General features: G+C 56.7%; 16 protein-coding genes. 12 read left to right on the top strand and 4 right to left on the bottom strand.

Annotation, left to right across the window (positions count from 1 at the left end):
- The first annotated feature begins 23 nt into the window (after positions 1 to 23).
- Together ACFSW5_RS00165 and ACFSW5_RS00160 are read left to right on the top strand one after the other, a co-directional pair.
- Entirely contained in the window at positions 24 to 884 is an 861-nt protein-coding gene (locus tag ACFSW5_RS00165; RefSeq protein ID WP_379269784.1) for an ABC transporter permease, read from the top strand.
- The gene (locus tag ACFSW5_RS00160) at positions 885 to 1,826 is read left to right on the top strand and encodes a carbohydrate ABC transporter permease (RefSeq protein ID WP_379268437.1); all 942 of its coding nucleotides are present in this window, start codon (positions 885 to 887) and stop codon (positions 1,824 to 1,826) included.
- Between the two features lie 139 nt (positions 1,827 to 1,965).
- Here the strand turns inward: ACFSW5_RS00160 and ACFSW5_RS00155 are convergent, their stop codons facing one another.
- Positions 1,966 to 2,880, bottom strand: coding sequence for a helix-turn-helix transcriptional regulator (locus ACFSW5_RS00155; RefSeq protein ID WP_379268435.1), 915 nt, complete (start codon positions 2,878 to 2,880; stop codon positions 1,966 to 1,968).
- A 274-nt stretch (positions 2,881 to 3,154) separates the two neighbouring features.
- Between ACFSW5_RS00155 and ACFSW5_RS00150 the strand changes: the two genes are divergently transcribed.
- From ACFSW5_RS00150 to ACFSW5_RS00110, 9 genes are all read left to right on the top strand, one after another.
- Positions 3,155 to 4,297 carry an LLM class flavin-dependent oxidoreductase gene (locus tag ACFSW5_RS00150; RefSeq protein WP_379268433.1) on the top strand — a complete coding sequence of 381 codons (1,143 nt, stop codon included), beginning with the start codon at positions 3,155 to 3,157 and terminating at the stop codon, positions 4,295 to 4,297.
- A gap of 30 nt (positions 4,298 to 4,327) precedes the next feature.
- The gene (locus ACFSW5_RS00145; RefSeq protein ID WP_379268431.1) at positions 4,328 to 5,590 is read left to right on the top strand and encodes an ABC transporter substrate-binding protein; all 1,263 of its coding nucleotides are present in this window, start codon (positions 4,328 to 4,330) and stop codon (positions 5,588 to 5,590) included.
- 1 nt (position 5,591) lies between these two features.
- Positions 5,592 to 6,470, top strand: a complete 879-nt coding sequence (locus ACFSW5_RS00140; RefSeq protein ID WP_379268428.1) for a carbohydrate ABC transporter permease — start codon at positions 5,592 to 5,594, stop codon at positions 6,468 to 6,470.
- A 21-nt stretch (positions 6,471 to 6,491) separates the two neighbouring features.
- Positions 6,492 to 7,307 (top strand): carbohydrate ABC transporter permease, encoded by an 816-nt coding sequence (locus ACFSW5_RS00135; protein ID WP_379268426.1) that lies wholly within the window; start codon positions 6,492 to 6,494, stop codon positions 7,305 to 7,307.
- Between the two features lie 261 nt (positions 7,308 to 7,568).
- Positions 7,569 to 8,615 (top strand): ABC transporter substrate-binding protein, encoded by a 1,047-nt coding sequence (locus ACFSW5_RS00130; protein ID WP_379268424.1) that lies wholly within the window; start codon positions 7,569 to 7,571, stop codon positions 8,613 to 8,615.
- Positions 8,616 to 8,627: 12 nt separating this feature from the next.
- Entirely contained in the window at positions 8,628 to 9,491 is an 864-nt protein-coding gene (locus ACFSW5_RS00125; protein WP_379268421.1) for an ABC transporter ATP-binding protein, read from the top strand.
- 115 nt (positions 9,492 to 9,606) lie between these two features.
- Entirely contained in the window at positions 9,607 to 10,383 is a 777-nt protein-coding gene (locus ACFSW5_RS00120; protein WP_379269782.1) for an ABC transporter permease, read from the top strand.
- Between the two features lie 63 nt (positions 10,384 to 10,446).
- On the top strand, positions 10,447 to 11,790 hold the full coding sequence (locus ACFSW5_RS00115; protein ID WP_379269780.1) for an LLM class flavin-dependent oxidoreductase: 1,344 nt from the start codon (positions 10,447 to 10,449) through the stop codon (positions 11,788 to 11,790).
- Between the two features lie 218 nt (positions 11,791 to 12,008).
- Positions 12,009 to 12,935, top strand: a complete 927-nt coding sequence (locus ACFSW5_RS00110) for a TauD/TfdA dioxygenase family protein (RefSeq protein WP_379268420.1) — start codon at positions 12,009 to 12,011, stop codon at positions 12,933 to 12,935.
- 114 nt (positions 12,936 to 13,049) lie between these two features.
- Here ACFSW5_RS00110 and ACFSW5_RS00105 read toward each other — a convergent pair whose 3' ends face one another.
- Positions 13,050 to 13,790, bottom strand: coding sequence for a hypothetical protein (locus tag ACFSW5_RS00105; protein WP_379268417.1), 741 nt, complete (start codon positions 13,788 to 13,790; stop codon positions 13,050 to 13,052).
- 415 nt (positions 13,791 to 14,205) lie between these two features.
- Between ACFSW5_RS00105 and ACFSW5_RS00100 the strand changes: the two genes are divergently transcribed.
- Entirely contained in the window at positions 14,206 to 16,533 is a 2,328-nt protein-coding gene (locus ACFSW5_RS00100; RefSeq protein ID WP_379269778.1) for a family 43 glycosylhydrolase, read from the top strand.
- Between the two features lie 138 nt (positions 16,534 to 16,671).
- Here ACFSW5_RS00100 and ACFSW5_RS00095 read toward each other — a convergent pair whose 3' ends face one another.
- Together ACFSW5_RS00095 and ACFSW5_RS00090 are read right to left on the bottom strand one after the other, a co-directional pair.
- Positions 16,672 to 17,748 carry a hypothetical protein gene (locus tag ACFSW5_RS00095; RefSeq protein ID WP_379268415.1) on the bottom strand — a complete coding sequence of 359 codons (1,077 nt, stop codon included), beginning with the start codon at positions 17,746 to 17,748 and terminating at the stop codon, positions 16,672 to 16,674.
- Positions 17,749 to 17,778: 30 nt separating this feature from the next.
- The gene (locus ACFSW5_RS00090; protein WP_379268413.1) at positions 17,779 to 18,651 is read right to left on the bottom strand and encodes a carbohydrate ABC transporter permease; all 873 of its coding nucleotides are present in this window, start codon (positions 18,649 to 18,651) and stop codon (positions 17,779 to 17,781) included.
- Positions 18,652 to 18,660 lie beyond the last annotated feature (9 nt).

Raw genomic sequence — 18,660 nt, 5'->3', positions numbered from 1 at the left:
AGGGGCAAAAGCAGCTTATTTTTATGTCGGTTCCGCTTATGCTTTATATTATTTTGTTCGCCTACGTGCCCGTTTGGGGCTGGTCGATGGCGTTTCAGGACTATAAGCCGGCGCGGAGCTTCGGCGAGCAGACGTGGGTAGGCTTTAAGCATTTCAAGTTTTTGTTTACCGACGACAATTTCCTTAGGGTGCTCCGGAATACGCTTGGCATGAGCCTCGTCAACCTGGTGCTGGGCTTTGTTACGGCCATTGTGCTGGCGCTCTTGCTGAATGAAATCAAGAAGGTCGTTTGGAAAAGAACGGTTCAAACCATTTCGTATTTGCCCCATTTCCTGTCTTGGGTTATCGTAACGGGCATTGTGGCTACGTCGCTTGCTTCCGACGGCATCGTTAACGATATATTGCTGAAGCTGCATTTGATCGACGAACCGATTCTGTGGCTTAGCAAAGGCGAATATTTCTGGGGAATCGTCGGCGCTTCCCATGTGTGGAAAGAGGTCGGCTGGAATACGATCATTTATTTGGCGGCCATCGCCTCTATCGATCCTGCGCTTTACGAAGCGGCCGAAATCGACGGGGCAAGCCGTTACCGGAAGATGCTCCATGTTACGCTGCCCGGCATCAAGTCCACCATTGTCATTTTGCTTATCATGTCGATCGGCCATATTTTGGAAGCGGGCTTTGAGGTGCAATATTTGCTTGGCAACGGGCTGGTCGTCGACTGGTCGGAGACGATCGACATTTTCGTACTGAAATACGGCATCTCGCAGGGCAACTATTCGCTTGCGACCGCGGGCGGCATTTTCAAAACGGTCGTCAGCGTCGCGATGCTGCTGATCGCGAACTGGACCGCAAAGCGGCTTGGGGAAGAGAGGTTGTTATAGATGGACAAAAGCCAAATCCGGCCGGGTATGCGGGGAGGCATCTCAAGCGGCAGGGCCGAACCGGCCGTGTTTCACACGCTGAACACGATATTTATGATTTGTTTGCTCGTCGTGACGCTGTATCCGTTTCTGAACACGATCGCCGTATCGCTGAATGCGGGCAACGACACGATTCGCGGCGGCATTTATTTGCTGCCGAGAGAATGGACGCTGCAAAATTACAAAGCGGTGTTCGTTTCGGGAACGATCTATGACGCTTTCCTCATTTCGGTGGCGAGGACCGTGCTGTCGACCGTGCTGAACGTCTTTTTGACGACGATGCTGGCTTATACGTTAAGCCGCCGCGAATATGTGTTCCGCAAGCCGATTACGCTTATCTTTATTTTAACGATGTATTTTAACGCGGGGCTTATCCCGGGTTATTTCCTCATCAAAGATTTGCATCTGCTGAACAGCTTCTGGGTGTACGTCATCCCTTCCATGATCAGCGCCTTTAATATGATCGTCATTCGGACCTACATCGGATCGCTTTCGGAAAGCCTGGTCGAATCGGCACGGATGGACGGGGCGGGGGACTTTAAAATTTTTCTTCAAATCATCTTTCCGCTATGCAAGCCGGTGCTCGCTACGATCGCTTTGTTCGTCGCCGTCGGAGCGTGGAACTCTTGGTTCGACGCCTTCCTTTATACATCGTCGAAGCAGGAGCTGAGCACGTTGCAATACGAACTGATGAAGCTGCTGTCCTCGAGCATGAATTCCAACAGCAATCCGAGCGTGGCGGCGGGAGCGGGCATGACGAAAGATTCGGCCGCCGAGATGGTGACGCCGCTATCCATTCGGGCTGCGGTGACGATCGTCGCGTCGGTCCCGATTCTTCTCGTCTATCCGTTTCTCCAGAAATATTTCGTTGTCGGTTTAAACGTCGGCAGCGTAAAGGAATAACGGGCTGTCGCCATCTATCCGGGTATGTTGCCGGAAGCCGCCATGAAACAGTCGATATTTAACACGGATAAGCTGCGATGAATAAGGAAACGTTTGTCCACGGGGCATGGCGCTCCGCGGCTTTTTGCTGCGGACAGCGCTATCGATGCGAGGCAAGATCGTCCGTTACGGTCGGGGGCGCAACCGTTCCGTCCGCCAATCCTTGTCGATAGCGGTTCGGAGACATTCCGGCAAGCTTCTTGAAAGCTCTGGAAAACGAGAACACGTCGGGGTAACCGACAGACTGGGCGATTTCGCTTATTTTATAATCCGTTTGCAGCAGGAGCAGCTTTGCTTCTTTCATTTTGAGACTTTGAATATATTGAACGGGCGACAAGCCGAACGTCTTGCGGAATTGCTTGCTGAAATGGGTGCGGTCGACCCCGACGTATTGCGCAACCTGCTCGATGGCGATGCCGTCGTTATAATGAATGGATAATATTTCCTTGCCTCTGTGCAGCCAAGAGGCCGAATGCGCTTCGGCGTGATCCGCTTCCGACGCGAGATGAGACAAGCAATCGAATATGCGATAAAAGGCGCTTAACCGCTCCAAATCGGTATAATTCGTTTCCCCTTTGCCGATCAGCTCCGTCAGCGACCACAAAAGGCCAATAGCTTCCTCGGTCAATACGCCCGGCCTATGGGGCTGTCTTGCGCTTAGCCCCGCGCGCTCCAGCAGCTTGAGCGCGCCTTTGCCGTCAAACGCGACAAACAGTTTTTTTAGCGGCTTTTCGGGGTTCGTATAATATTCATGCGTCACTTGCGGGAATAAGCAGAACATATCGTGACGCCGGAGCGGGTAGGTGCGGTTATGCTGGATAAACGTTCCTTCGCCGTCCAGCACGAACATCAGGTAATAATACGGCGTTATGCGCGGACCGATGCGGTAATGGGGCTTGGCCGCGTTATGGCCGACCCGGATCGGCCACGCCGCCCCGGCCATTTCGAAGGATGAAGGATTCAAGAAGTAGATCTCCAGAAATTCGTTATGCTCTTCTCTCATGTTCGGGCGCATAGCTGTTGACCCCCCTTTGAACGCCTTAAATACAACCTTTCCGCTAGGAAAACTATATCATAGAGCGATGGATTATGGAATACCACAAAATGCTAAAAAACGTTCCACGCAAATTGACATTGCTTGCATTTGACGTCGTTGCTATGATTCCAATAGGCATTATTCATACCAGTTTTGTAGGAATTATTCGGCCGGACAATATCAAACGGCGATGAGCGCTCATCGCCGCAGAAAAATAAGGGCGAATGCCGCCCGGCAAGGAAGGAACTTGATTATGAGTCAATTCGATTCAAGCGTGCAGATCGGCTGGTTTATCCCGACGACGGGGGACGGCGAATTTATCGGCGTTCCGCCTGAGCGGAAACCGACGGACGATTATTTGATCAAGGTTGCTAGAGCCGCGGAGGAAGCGGGTTACGAATTTGCGCTTATCCCGACCGGGGGCGATTGTCTTGATTCCTGGGTGGTCGGCTCGTGGGTGGCTTCCCATACGAACAAACTGAAAACGCTCGTCGCCATGCGGCCCGGCCTGATGAATCCGGTGCTGTCGGCCAGAATGGCGGCCACGCTGGATCAAATGTCGGGAGGACGGGTGCTGATCAATGTCGTCGCCGGTCATTATAAAGAGGATTTGAAGGCGACCGGAGACAAGCTTCATAACAGCCATGACGACCGCTACGCCCGGACGAAGGAGTTTATGGAAATCGTCAAAGGCGTGTGGGCGCAATCGCATGACCCGTCGCAGCCCGGATTCGACTATAGCGGCAGCTATTACGAGCTGGAGGGCGGAATGTGCAAGCCGCCGGTCGTCCAGCGTCCGCATCCGCCGCTTTATTTCGGAGGCAGCTCCGAAGCCGGCAAGCGGACGGCAGCGGAAATCGCCGACGTATACCTGATGTGGACGGAGCCGCTGGACTGGATCAAGGAGCAGATTGCGGGCATGAAGGGCTACTTGAAGGAGCTGGATGAAACGAAAGGCATCCGCCGCGAGCTGAAATACGGCATTCGGGCGCAGATCGTCGTCCGCGAAACGGAAGAAGAAGCCTGGGCCGCCGCTTGGCGGATTATAAGCCGGGTCGACCGGGAGACGCTGGACGAAAGGGCCAAGCTGCACGCGGAGAGCGACGCGGTGAACCAGAAGCGCCAGATGGAGCTGTGGAGCCGGTCCCAGAAGGAAAATTACATGATCGGACCGAACCTGTGGTCGGGACTTACCGCCGTTCGCGGCGGAGGCGGCGTCGCTTTCGTCGGAACGCCGGAGCAAATTTCGGACCGGCTGCTTGAATTCGTAGACGCCGGGGTCAGCACGTTTATTTTATCGGGATATCCGCATTTGGAAGAAGCTCAGATCTCGGGACGGCTGTTAATGCCGCTGCTTCGCCGCAAGCTGGCGGAGCGGGAAGCCGCTCGCCCGTAATAATACGAAAAAGATGGGAAGTGAACGATTATGAAGCGACATACGTTTCTTGTGCTTATAGCAGCGTTTATGATCTCGGCGATTGCCGCCTGCGGATCGAATGAAACCGGCGGTTCCCCGGCTTCGGGCGGAAGCGCAGACGCCGTAACGGTCAGCTTCGTGCATTGGCGCGGAGAGGACGCTCAAGCGTTCGACTCGCTCATCGCGAAATTCGAAGCGGAAAATCCGGGCATTAAAGTGGAGCAGCAGGTGTTTCCGTCGGATCAATATCAGACGACCGTTCAAGCGAAGCTGCTGGACGGCTCGGTCGGCGACGTGTTCACATCGTTTCCGGGCGCTCAATTCGAAGCGATCGCCAAAGCCGGCTTGTTTACGGATTTGACCGGAGAGGCGTTTGTATCGAGCTATACGCCTTCCTTGATCGAAGCGGGGCAAAAAGAGGGCAAGCAGTATGCGCTGCCGTACCAGCTCGTCTACAACATGCCGATTTATAACGTTAAGCTGTTCGAGAAATACGGTCTGGAGCCGCCTGCCGACTGGGACGGTTTCCTTGCCATGGCGGAGAAGCTGAAGCAGGAAGGCATCGTTCCGATCGCTTTCCCCGGGGCGGACATCGGACCGGGCCAGTTTATGAACACGATGGTTATGAACAACGCGCCCGATCCCGACATTTTCAAGAAGCTTGAAGCCGGCGAAACGAAGCTGACCGACGAATGGTGGGTCAAGACGCTGTCGCAAATTAAAGAGCTGAACGATAAAGGGTATTTCCAGAAAGACGCGCTCGGAACGAAGGATCAAGGCGCAGGCGCTTTGTTCGTGCAGGAGAAAGCGGCCATCCTGGCAACGGGCTCTTACCAGCTTGCGCAAAACAAAAAAAATAACCCGAATCTGGAGCAAAAGCTGCTCGCTCCGATTACGGTGCCGGCTGACCAGGCAGTCTACGAAGGCATCCATACGACGACGTTTATGCTTGCCGTCAACGGCAAGTCCAAGCATCCGGAGGAAGCGAAAAAATTTATCGCGTTTCTGAGCGAAGCGGAAAACGCAGGCGAATATGCCAACGCCACGGGGCAAAACGTAACGGTGCAAAACGTCGAGTACACAAGCGCCGAATTGAAGGCGGTCGCCGAATGGACGACGAAAAAAACGCGTTTCCAGCCGCGCTTCACAATCACGAATACCGAAATCCAAACGGCGGTAACGAGCTCGATCCAAGCGGTGCTTGGCGGAACGTCGGCGGAGCAGGCGGCCGAGGACGCGCAGGCGATCGTCGGCCAGCAGCTGGGAAAATAAAATGAAGAACGGAAAACGGATTCTGCTGCTGTTTTTTGCGCCCGGCACCGTCCTTTATCTCGCCTTGTTCGTTTATCCGACATTGTCCGGCTTTTACTATTCGTTTACGGACTGGGACGGCTTATCGCCGTCCTACCGGTATATCGGGCTCGACAACTACGCGACGTTAACCGAACATATCGTGTTCCGCAAATCGATCGGCAACAACTTAAAGTTCATGCTTGCGGTCGTCTTCTGCCAGACGGTCGCCTCGCTTGTTCTGGCGCTGATGCTTCAGCGCAATTCCAAAGCGTCGACAGCGCTTCGCTCGCTTTATTTCGTGCCGACAATCCTGTCGTCGGTGTCGGTCGGATTCATATGGACGTTTATGTACGATCCGTCCCTCGGCCTCATTAACGGCGTCTTGGACCGGATCGGGTTGCCGGTTCTTTCGCAAAATTGGCTGGGCGACGCACATATCGCCATTTTTTCGCTTGCGGCCGTGCAGTCGTGGGCCCATATCGGTCAGATGGTCATCTTGTTCGTGGCGGGGCTGCAAAGCATTCCGCGCGAGCTGCTGGAAGCGGCCAAGCTGGACGGCGGAACGCGGCTGCAGGTTTTCTTCCGGGTCACGTGGCCGCTGCTCGCTCCGGCTGCTGCCGTGGTCGTGTCGTATACGACCATTCAATCGTTTAAGGCGTTTGATCTTGTCTTTACGATGACGGGCGGCGGTCCCGTATATTCGACGGAGATATTGTCGACTTTTATCTATAACACGGCGTTTACGAACTACTCGTTTGGTTTGGCTTCCGCGGCGTCCATGTTTTTTCTGCTGCTTATCGCGTTGATTACATGGCTGCAGTTTCGCGTGCTGCGAGCGGACCGCGCCTCTTATTCATGATGGGGAAAGGAGAGGATGCCCATGCTGCTGCGGCTTGCCGGAAGGCTGTTCCTGGCCGCTTTTACGATTGCGATCGTTGCGCCGCTGCTGCTTGTCGTTTTCACTTCGCTTAAGACTACGCCGCAGTTTTACGCGGATCCGGTCGGCCTGCCGCCGGCTTTGTCTTTCCATAACTATACGGCGATTTTCGAGGGGCAGCCCATGCTGCGTTATTTCGGCAACAGCGTCTTCGTCACCGTCGGCACCGTCTTGCTCGAGCTGCTGCTCGCCGGTATGATCGCGTTTGCGATTATTCGTTCCGGAAGACGGACCGGAGCGTGGATGTACGCGCTGTTTGCAGCCGGCCTCATGGTGCCGTCGCAGGTCAACATGATCCCGATTTACCGGTTCGTGAAGGAGCTGGGCTGGACGAACAGCTTGACCGGGCTCATGCTGGTAACGGCTTCGACGCTGCTTCCGCTGTCCGTGTTTATGCTGGCGAATTTCATGCGGACGCTGCCGAAGGAAATACTCGAGGCCGGCTCGATCGACGGGGCGGGGGAGTGGCGTTTAATGACGGGAATCGTCTTTCCGTTATGCGCCCCGTATGTGGCCGCGACGTCGGCTTTTCTGTTCGTGATCGTCTGGAACGATCTGCTGTTTCCGATGCTGCTCGTTTCCGGCAATCGGAAGCTAACGCTGCCGTTGGCCTTGCTGCAATTCAGGGGAGAATACGTCACCGATTACCCGATGCTGCTTACGGGGGTGGCGATCGTCTCGCTGCCGATGATCGCGTTGTTCGTTTTTTTGCAGCGTTATTTTATTTCAGGCGCGCTCGCGGGGTCGTTGAAAGGTTGATCATAGAGACAACGAGCGGTCTGCGGCGGCCGCTTATTGTCTTTCTTCGTGAGCTGCGGCCTTTCACGGCATTGTCGCGATTTGTCGGACGAATGGAAGGTCTAAAGCACTATTGACGGAAGATGCGCGGCGCATGTAAGATGTTCACCAAATCCTAGTAATTGGATTGGTAAATATGGAATAACGACCGGACTACCGGAGAAGACGGCTATCGTTTGGATAGAGCGTCTTTTTTATTTTTGGAGGACGGAGGGATAGACGATGGATCACAGCAAACGACTGGCCGCAGCGGCCGTATCGTTATTGCTCGCGGCGCTGCTGCCGCTGTCCGGCTGCGGCGGCAAAGGGACTTCGGCGGCCGGCGCCGCCGAGCTTGGCGGGCTGGAGGTCGCCGAGCTGCGCTATCAAGGTTCGGTCGGCGCGGTTACTTATCCGGAGTTGGCCGAGGATCTCGGATATTTGGCGCCGCTGAAGCTGAAGTTTATCGGCAATACGATCAGCGGTCCGCAAGACATTCAGTCCGTCGTAACCGGGGATACCGACTTCGGCGGCGCGTTCAACGGGGCGATCGTGAAGCTGCTTGCAGCCAAGGCCCAAATTACGCCCGTCATTTCGTATTACGGCATCGACGACAACACGTGGACGGGGTATTACGTGCTGGAGGACAGCGGCATTCGCACCGCAAAGGACTTGATCGGCAAACGGATCGCCGTTAATACGCTTGGCGCCCATCACGAATTCGTCATCAAAGAATATCTGCACCGGGAAGGCCTGACGCCGGAGGAAATCAAGCAGGTTACCCTTGTCGTCGTTCCGCCGGTGACCGGCGAGCAGACGCTCCGGGCGAAGCAGATCGACGCCGCCGCGCTCGGAGGCGTGCTGCGGGACAAAGCGCTCGAGCGCGGCGGCATCCGTCCGCTGTTTACCGACAAGGACTTGTTCGGGACGTTCAGCGCCGGATCTTACGTGCTGACGAACGAGTTTATAAAGAACAATCCGAACGCGACGCGCAAATTCGTCGAAGCGACGGCCAAAGCGATCGAATGGGCGCGGACGACGCCGCGCGAGGAGGTTATCGCCAGATACGAGGCGATTATCGAGAAGCGCGGACGCAAGGAGGACGCGTCCAATGTCAAGTACTGGAAGAGCACGGGCATCGCCGGCACAGGCGGGCTCATCGCCGAGAAGGAATTTCAAACGTGGGTCGATTGGCTTGTAAACGAAGGAACGCTCAAGATCGGCGAGCTTGACGGCAAAAAGCTGTACACCAACGAGTTCAACCCGTTCGCTTCCGATGCGAAGCCGTAAGGAGGTTAAGCGATGACGGCCAAAATCAGCATTCGGCATGTGCACAAATCGTTCCGCAAACATTCGGAAAGGCTGCCCGCGCTGCAAAATTTTAATCTGGATGTCCGACAGGGCGAGTTTATGGTCATCGTCGGGCCAAGCGGCTGCGGCAAATCGACGCTGCTGGATCTGCTGTCCGGCTTGTCGAGGCCGGATGGCGGCGAAATCCGGATCGACGGGAAACCGGTCGCCGGACCCGGTCTGGATCGGGGCATCGTGTTCCAGCAATACGCCTTATTCCCCTGGAAGACGGCGCTTGGCAATGTCGAGTTCGGGCTGGAAGCCAAAGGCGCCGGAAAGCGGGAGCGGAGGGAGCGCGCCCGGGAATTCATCCGGCTCGTCGGGCTGCAAGGCTTCGAGGACCGCTATCCGCACGAGCTGTCCGGCGGCATGAAGCAGCGCGTCGCCATCGCGCGAAGCCTCGCTTACGATCCCGAGGTGCTGCTCATGGACGAACCGTTCGCCGCGCTGGACGCGCAGACGCGCGAAATTTTGCAGGGGGAGCTGCTGCGGATATGGGAGGCGACGCGCAAGACGATCGTGTTCATTACGCACGGCATCGACGAAGCGGTTGTTCTCGGACAACGGGTGGCGGTGATGACCTCCCGTCCGGGCACGATCAAGGAAGTGATCGAAGTTCCTTTTCAGGCCCGCTCTTCGGAGGAGGATTTGCGTTCGAGCCCCGATTTTTCGCGGCTTCGCCATCAAATCTGGGAGCTGCTGAAGGACGAGGTTTCAAGAGCGCAGCAATTGGAACAGGACAAAAGCGCTCATGCGCACCGCCCGGAAGCGGGCGAGGAACGCGATGCGGAGAAAGGGGTGGCCGCCGGTGGCTAACGCGAATGCGAACGTAAACGTTAAAGCGAATTCGGCCGTTAATGGCAATCCGAACGCCTATGCCGGGGACGCCGCCGTCCACGGGCGTACCGCGCGAAACGGCAAGCCGAAGGCGTTGAAATCATCGTGGTCCCGGCTGCGCGCGGCGTACCGCAATTCCGTCGCCATCGCCGTTTTCCTGCTCGTTTGGGAAACGGCGCCGAGGCTCGGCATTGTCGACGGGACGTTTTTCCCGCCTTTTAGCGAGGTGCTTCGGGCATGGTGGGGATTGCTGCTGTCGGGGGATATGGCCGACCATCTGGAGGCAAGCCTGCTGCGGTCGGCGGGGGGCCTTGCGCTGGCGCTGCTCGTCAGCGTGCCGCTTGGGCTTGCGATCGGCTGGTATAAGCCGGTTGCCCAATATTTAAACCCGCTCCTGGAGCTGCTTCGCAACACGGCCGCGCTTGCCATCCTGCCGGTGTTCATTCTGCTGCTCGGGCTGGGGGAAACGTCGAAAATCGCCATCGTATTTTACGCCTGCACCTTCCCTCTGCTGCTGAATACGATCAGCGGGGTCCGCAACGTCGATCCGCTGCTTGTCAAATCCGCCCGATCCATGGGGTTGTCCCCGGTCAGGCTGTTCCGCAAGGTGATCGTTCCCGCCTCCATTCCGACGATCTTCGTCGGCGTCCGGCAAGCCGGCGCCAGTTCCATCCTCGTTCTGGTGGCGGCCGAGATGGTCGGGGCCAAATCGGGCGTCGGTTACTTGATTCAGTACGCGCAGTTCAGCTTTCTGATTCCGGAGATGTACGCGGGCATTATTACCATTTCGGCTATCGGTTTGGCCGTGAACTATACGCTCGTTTTTATCGAGCGGAAGCTGACGAGGTGGAAGCAGGCTTACGGCGAATGAATGCAGCTTCTCTCGGAGCTGCGAAACCAAGACAAAAACAAGCGGAAGAAAGGCGTGAAGAAGATGGGCAAAGCAAAGCGGCAAATGAAGCTGAATTTATTTCTGCTAAACGCGGGGCACCACGAAGCGGCTTGGCGTTACCCCGGCACGCAGCCGGAGCGGATACACGATATCCGCTACTATGCGCAATTGGCTCAAACCGCGGAGAAGGCCAAATTCGATTCGATCTTTCTGGCGGACGGCCTTGCGGTCGGCCGGAACATAAAGCACGGCGGATCGTACGGGCTGGAGCCGTTTACGCTGCTGTCTGCGCTTGCCGCCGTCACCGAACGGATCGGGCTGATCGCCACCGTCTCGACGACGTACAACGAGCCGTTCCATGTGGCGCGCAAGTTCGCTTCGCTCGATTATATCAGCAACGGCCGGGCCGGCTGGAACATCGTGACGTCGGGCAGCGAGCAGGAAGCGCTCAATTTCGGAGCGGAGGCGCATCTGGAGCACGGCAAGCGGTACGAGCGGGCGCGGGAGTTTCTGAAAGTCGCGACGGGTCTTTGGGACAGCTGGGAGGATGGCGCCGTCGTTCTCGACAGGGATACCGGCGTGTTCGCGGACACGGATAAAGTGCATGTGCTCGCCCACCGGGGCGAAACGTTCAGCGTCCAGGGACCGCTGAATATCCCGAGACCGCCGCAAGGTTATCCGGTACTCGTGCAGGCCGGTTCCTCGGAGGCCGGCAAGGCGTTTGCGGCCCAACACGCGGAGGCGGTGTTTACCGCGCAGCAGACGCTCGAGGATGCGCAGCGGTTTTACGCCGATCTGAAGTCGAGGCTCGCAGCCTTCGGCCGGGAGCCGGAAGAGCTGCTCATTCTGCCGGGCATATGCGCCGTTATCGGCGAAACCGAATCGGAAGCGAAAGAGAAAGAGCAGGAGCTGAACGAGCTGACCGTTCCCGCTTACGGTCTGCAGCAGCTGAAAAACATGCTCGGGGTCGACTTGTCTTCGTATCCGCTTGACGGCCCGCTGCCCGAATTGCCCGACATTCGCGGCATCAACGGCAACAAAAGCCGGTTCGAGCTCGTGTCCGGCTTGGCGCGGCGGGAGAATCTGACGATCCGTCAGCTCATTCACCGGCTGGCCGGCGCCCGCGGACATCGCACGTTCGCCGGAACGGCCGTTCAAGTGGCCGATCAGCTGGAGGAATGGTTCACGAACGGCGGAAGCGACGGCTTCAACGTCATGCCGCCTGTTTTGCCGGAAGGACTGGACGCGTTTGCGGCCAAGGTCATTCCGGAGCTGCAGCGGCGCGGGCTGTTCCGCACCGAATACGAAGGCGCGACGCTTCGCGGGCATTTCGGCCTGCGGCGCCCGGCCAATTCGTTTGCCTCCGCAGCGCCGGCCGCCCGCTAACGGGCTTGCAGGCTAAAGGAAGGATCAACATCCGGCCCCGGTTATCGTTTAAATTTGTCGCGCGGGCCTCGGATATGATTGATAAAAGCACGATTTTGCTGCGAAGAAAATTCAAGGAGCAACGCTCCGCAAAACGAAGCGAATGCTTCCGAAGCACGATTTTGCTGCGAAGAAAATTCAAGGAGCAACGCTCCGCAAAACGTTAAGGAGGAATGACCATGTCAACCGTTCAAAGCAATCAAGCCGTACAATTGGAAGTAAGCCGGGTCGCCGGACGCATCGGAGCCGAGGTGAAAGGCGTCCGCTTAAGCGCGGATCTGGATCCGGAGACGGCGGCTGTACTGCGAAAGGAGCTGCTCAAGCACAAGGTGCTGTTCTTCCGCGGCCAGCAGCATCTGGACGATGCGGGGCAGGAGGCGCTGGCGGGGTTGTTCGGCCGCCCGGTGGCCCATCCGACGGTACCGATCAAGGACGGCACCTCATACTTGCTGGAGCTGAACTCCGCGCACGGCGGGAGGGCGGATTCGTGGCATACCGACGTCACGTTCGTAGCGGCGTACCCGCAAGCTTCGATTCTCCGCGCGGTAGTCGTTCCGGAGTACGGCGGCGACACCGTATGGGCGAATACGGCAGCGGCCTACGAGAAGCTGCCGTATTCGCTGCGCAATCTCGTCGACCATCTGTGGGCGGTCCATTCCAACGAGTACGACTACGCCGCCCATCGCGAGACGGTATCCGAAGCTTCGGCGCGGCATCATAAAGACGTATTCGTATCCACCTACTACGAAACGGAGCATCCGCTTGTCCACGTCCACCCGGAAACCGGCGAGCGTTCGCTTATATTGGGCCACTTCGCCAAAAAAATCATCGGCCTCTCCTCGGCCGATTCCGCCGAGCTGCTGGCGCTGCTGCAGCGGCACGTTACCCGGCTCGAAAATACGGTCCGCTGGCGCTGGTCGGCGGGCGACGTCGTCATCTGGGATAATCGGGCGACGCAGCATTACGCGATCAACGATTACGGCGATCAGCACAGAGTCGTCCGCCGCGTGACGATCGACGGCGAGGCGCCGGTCAGCGTCGACGGCCGCCGCAGCTTTACGCGCGTAGCCGAGCCGCGGCACAAGCAGGCTCAAGCCGGGAAGTAGAGGGAGCCGTCGTCCTGACGGGACGGCTCGACTTTAGCCGAATCCGGCCGGAATCCAATAAATAGGGCCCACCCGAAAGCCGTCTTTGGCGCTTGGGGATGGGCCCATCCATTTTCATTGAGGCGTTTTTTCATAGATTCTTGTCGTGATTTCCGCACGGTGCTCCTCGGCGATTTGCTGCACCAGCTTATGGATCGTTTCCACGTCCGCGCCTTCCAATCGCTTGTGCAAGGTCAGAACATTGTTGGTGGCGCAATGGGGCAATTCCTGCTTCGTGTCAAACGGCGTCCGGAAGTAATAGATTTCCGCTTCTTCGCCGCCGAGACCGCGGAGAGGCTCGATGCGGCCGAACATTCGCAGCATCTCCTTCGTTTTCCATTTGTCGTACGGCCGATCGAACTTCATCATCACTTTCATCAGCTTCTCGTTGCTTAAATCGTCGGGCCCGTCATCGGTTTGCTTCTGCCGAATAATAAAATTGAGATTATGCTCGACCTGCGCGTTTTCGTTCAGGATCGTCCTTTCGGCCGCAATACGGCTATAATCCATTCGCACCCCTAAAATCTGCAAAATCTCGACCGTCCCGTTCGTCTCCGTTTCTTCGTCCCCGGATGCCGCCTGCTCGATCCAAACCGCGCGCTCGGATTCCGCGCATTCCAGGATGAGACGGTAACTCGAGTTGTTCTCATACCGTTCTCCGTCTTCGGTTATATAAAAGCCCGGTACATCCGAGTAGCGTTGAGGGATGTCTTGTGAAAATACGGAGAAACGGCGAATATTTCCGATATCCTCCAGTTGCCGTATCACCTGTTCCACGCATTCGGGAGACGTTCCGTCGATTCGCAATACAGACATGCTCTTCCCCTCCAATACCCATGGTTTTAAAAAGATATGACATCAGACCGGCCATCATGACCTTGTTCGCGAAATTTAAACACGAAACGAGCCGTACGGCAGAAAGGGAGCGCGCATTCCGGCGGTTCAGAAGGTGGAGGAAACTTCGATTGAGGGGAAGCGGCGCGTGATTCCCGGGTCCCGTCTCTTGTAAGCCAAAATGCTCATTTGCCGGCCGGCGCCCCGACGCCTGTTGATCGCGGAAACGATTTCATGCTAAAATTTAATTATTAGTTAATAATTAATATTTATATTAACTAATATCCTTTGTAAGCGTTTTACTTGTGAACAACCATTCAAAAAAAGGAGAGGAAAAGCATTGCGCAAGCTGTGGAAAGCAACTCGAAAGGCCGCGTTCGTCGCGACCGCCTTCACCATGCTGAACGGTTCGCTCGGCAGCGCGGCGGCGGCCGCGGACGGACAAGCCGCAGGCGGGCAAGCAAAGAAAGCGGATCCCGTCCCCGTATTCCGGGAGGGCTCCGTGCACGATCCTTCCGTCATTAAAGTAAGCGGCGAATATTACGTGTTCGGTTCCCATCTCGCCGCGGCAAAGTCGGCCGACCTGATGAACTGGACGATGGTCGCCTCCGGGGTCGCGGACGGCAACAAGCTCATTCCGAACGTAACGGAAGAGCTGAAGGAGACGCTTGATTGGGCGCAGTCCGGCACGCTGTGGGCGGCAGACGTCATTCAGCTGAACGACGGCCGGTATTATATGTACTATAACGCTTGTAAAGGGGATTCGCCGAGATCGGCGCTGGGCGTCGCGGTCGCGGACGATATTGAAGGCCCTTACAAGGATCTTGGCATCCTGCTGAAATCCGGCATGTGGGGGGAACCAAGCGAAGACGGCACGATCTACGACGCGACGGTGCATCCGAACGTCGTAGACCCGGACGTGTTTTACGATCAGGAGGGCCAGCTTTGGATGGTGTACGGCTCCTATTCCGGCGGCATCTTTATTTTGAAAATGGACCCGGACACCGGCAAAATCGTTCCCGGCCAAGGCTACGGCAAAAAGCTCACGGGCGGCAACCATAGCCGGATCGAAGGTCCGTACATCCTGTACAGTCCCGAAACCGACTATTATTATCTGTTCTTATCGTTTGGGGGGCTGGACGCCGCAGGCGGCTACAACATCCGCGTGGCCCGCTCCGCCAATCCGGACGGCCCGTACGTCGACGCGGAAGGGAACGACATGATCAACGTAAAAGCCGATCCAACGCTGCCGCTCTTCGACGACAAATCGATCGAGCCGTACGGCGTGAAGCTGATGGGCAACTACCAATGGACGAGAGCCGTCGGGGATCCGGGCGAAGGCGCCGGACTCGGCTATGTGTCGCCGGGTCATAACTCCGCTTATTACGATGAAGAAACCGGCAATCATTATCTTATTTTCCATACCCGGTTCCCGGGAAGAGGAGAAGAGCATGAAATCCGCGTTCACGAAATGTATATGAACGAGGACGGCTGGCCTGTCGTTGCGCCTTACCGCTATGCGGGACTGGATAACGTGAAAAAAGTGACCGCGAGCGAAGCGTCCGGCACCTACAAGCTCATCGACCATGGCAAGGGCATAACGCCGGCCGTTCAAACGCCGGTCGCCGTCCAGCTGAACAAGGACGGAACGGTATCCGGCGCCGTTCAAGGCACATGGAGCTTGGACAAGGACGGAGCGGCAGAGCTTCAATTGGACGGGGAAACTTATAAAGGCGTGTTCGCCCGCGAGTGGGACTCTTCCGCCGAGGCAGCCGTCGTGACGTTTACCGCATTGTCTTCAAGCGGCGTCGCCGTCTGGGGAAGCCAAACGGAGGAGCTGAAGGACCAAGATGCGGTAGCCGCCGTTAAAGAAGATCTTGATCTGGGCGATACGTCCGCCGTCTTCCGGAATCTCGAGCTTCCCGGGGAAGGGACGCAGGGCACCGTCATCGAATGGAGCTCCTCGGACGAAGCGGTCGTCTCCGCTTCGGGCGTCGTAACGCGGCCTTCGGCGGGTGAAGCCAATGCTGAAGTGACGCTTACCGCGACGATCCGCAAAGGCAAAGCCGAAGACCGGAAATCGTTTGATGTGACGGTGTTGGCCGAACTGGAGGGGCCGACGCTTGCGCATTACGGTTTTGAGGATGCCGCAGACGGCGTTATCGTCGATTCGAGCGACAATGGGCTCGATGGCGTTCTAGAGGGAGGAGCTGCGCTGCAGCCGGACGGCAAGCAAGGCGCAACCCTGCAATTCGACGGCACGGACGGTTACGTGGAGCTGCCCGGCCTCGTAGCCGATGCCGAAGACTTTACGTTTGCCTCGTGGGTGTATTGGGAAGGCGGAGGCGCTTGGCAGCGGATATTCGACTTCGGCAGCAGCCTCGGCCAAAACATGTTTCTGACGCCGTCCTCCGGCTCGCTGCAGTTTACGATTCACGACGGCGTCGATCAAAGCCTGTTCGGAACCGGCCCGCTGCCGCAAAACGAATGGACTCACGTCGCCGTTACGATCGAAGGCGATACCGGCAAGCTTTACGTTAACGGCGAGCTTGTAGCGGCGAACAATAAAATGACCTTCAACCCGAACCAGCTGGCGTCCACGGAAGCCTACCTCGGCAAAAGCCGCTATGCGGCGGACCCTTATCTGAATGGCAGCTTGGACGAGGTATATATTTACAACAAAGCGCTGACGCAGGACGAGATCCGGGAGCTGGCCGGACTTTGAGGGGAAGCTTGAGGTTAAGGGAATGATTCAAGAACGGAAGGCGGCCGCCGGCATATCCGGGCGGCCGCCTTTTTTGCTTTTAACCTGAAGCAGCTTGCCAATGTACGAAATCCATATTCGGCTCGTAGGCCGTATCTTTTATCCGCTATAAGGGTTGGTCAGGTAGACGGTCGAGAATTGCCCCAGACCGTCAAACAGCGCATCCACAAAGCCTGCCGGATCGTAAAGCATCCGTCCGGAACCCAAATCGCGGTAGCCTTCGAAGCTCCAGCCCCATGGCGTATTGGCGGCATTGTCCTTCCCGTCGTCGCCCAGGAACGTTCCGTAGCTGCTCCACAGGTTAAGCGTAAAGTCGTTGCGGAGCGGCCATAACGACGTCTCCAGCGGTATGAGCTGATAGTTCATGCGCTTGCTGTCGTCAAAGTCGCCCAGCTTGGCCTCCCAATTGTCGGAGGCATTCATATTGCCGGCAGCCGAACCTGCGCCGCCCCATTGGAACACATAACCGGTATCGCCTTTTGCGCCGCCGCCGTTGTATGGCTTAAGGGCGTGCCCGAAATCGCCTTCCGATTCCGTGTAATATTCATCGTTTTGCGCGCTGTACACGGGTATGTGCTTGCCGGTCGCATGGTTCTCCACCGTAAAGGTGTCGTCGTAATAGACGGTATCGAGTCCCGGCTCATAGCTGGCCCCGCTTGCCGGCGCATACATGCCCAGCTTGGCGTGGCGGGGCATAAGGACAAGCTCGATCTCTCCGTTCGGGTTCGTGACGGTCGTACCGTCTTCTTTCTCCGTTCCCGCTTTACGGATCGTAAGCATTATGCCTTCCATGTCGTTCTCATGGTCGCCAAGCGATCCTTTTGGATCGTGCGCTGCATAGAAGAAATCGTAACTAATGTAGTAATGGGTTTCCGTTTCGACAAGGGACCAATAAACGCTTGGATTCAGCGGAAGGCTGCTGCCTTTGGCATAATTGCCGATGTTGTCCCAGCTGTTGAGCGCGGACCAGTCGCCGTCAAAATTGACCGGTACGGGGATATCGGCTTCCGGGTTGGCGCCGACGTCCTGATAAAGCACGGGCGACCAGTAGCCGGCCAGCGCAGCTTGATCGGAAGCGGACATTCCGGCCGCGTGAGCGGATTGGAACGGCGCGAAGGAAGCAAACGTCAAGGCGCATGCGATCGCAGCGATCATTTTTTTACCGTATGGAAACATAGATCTTTCATCTCCTTCTCTTGAAATGAATTATTCTTTGACGGCGCCAAGCATAATGCCGGAAACAAAATAGCGCTGCAGCCAAGGATAAACTAGCAATATCGGCAAAGTGGAGAAGACGATGCTTGCCGCTTTTAAGCTTTCGGGGAGCAGTTCCACCATCCGAAATCCTTCCATCTGCATAATGTCGTTCGCCATATTGTTCATGACAAGCTGATACAGCTTAAGCTGCAGCGGATACATATCGGGATCGGTAATATAAAACAAGCTGTCCATAAAGCCGTTCCACCGGCCGACGGCATAAAACAGGCTTAACGCGGCGATGACCGGCATCGAGAGCGGCAGCAGAATGCGGATCATAATGCCGAAATGGCTGCACCCGTCGATTTCCGCCGCTTCCTCTAGACTTCTCGGGAGCGATTCGAAGAAGCTGATCATAATGACCATATTGAAAGGATTAATCAGGCTTGGCAGTATAAGAGACCAGATCGTATTGGTAAGGCCAAGCTCTTTGATCAAAATATATTCCGGGATGATGCCGCCGCTGAAAAACATCGTGAACACGATCAGCAGCATGACCGCTTTTCTCCCCGGCAGGCCGGACTTCGTCAACGGATAGGCGGCGATCGTCGTCATGATCATGCATAAAGCGGTATAGATCGCCGTGAGCATCGCCGTGAACGCCAGCGAACGAAGCATGCCGGGGTCGGACAGCACGCGCTTGAACGCTTCGAAGCTGACGTCTACCGGCCAGAGCAGCACCTTCCCCGACAGGATCGGATTGTTGGAGCTTAAAGATACGGCCAGCACATGTAGAAAAGGAGCCAGGCACAAGAGAGAAAATACGATGACAAGCGCCGTATTGACTCCGTTGAACAGCCGGTTGCTAACCGCCGTACGCATCGTACATCT

It is taken from the genome of Paenibacillus thailandensis (genome assembly GCF_042685365.1).
Taxonomy (GTDB): Bacteria; Bacillota; Bacilli; order Paenibacillales; family Paenibacillaceae; genus Paenibacillus_AP; species Paenibacillus_AP thailandensis.
Note: the sequence above shows the minus strand (reverse complement) of the source record. Positions and strands in the feature narration are given on the sequence as shown.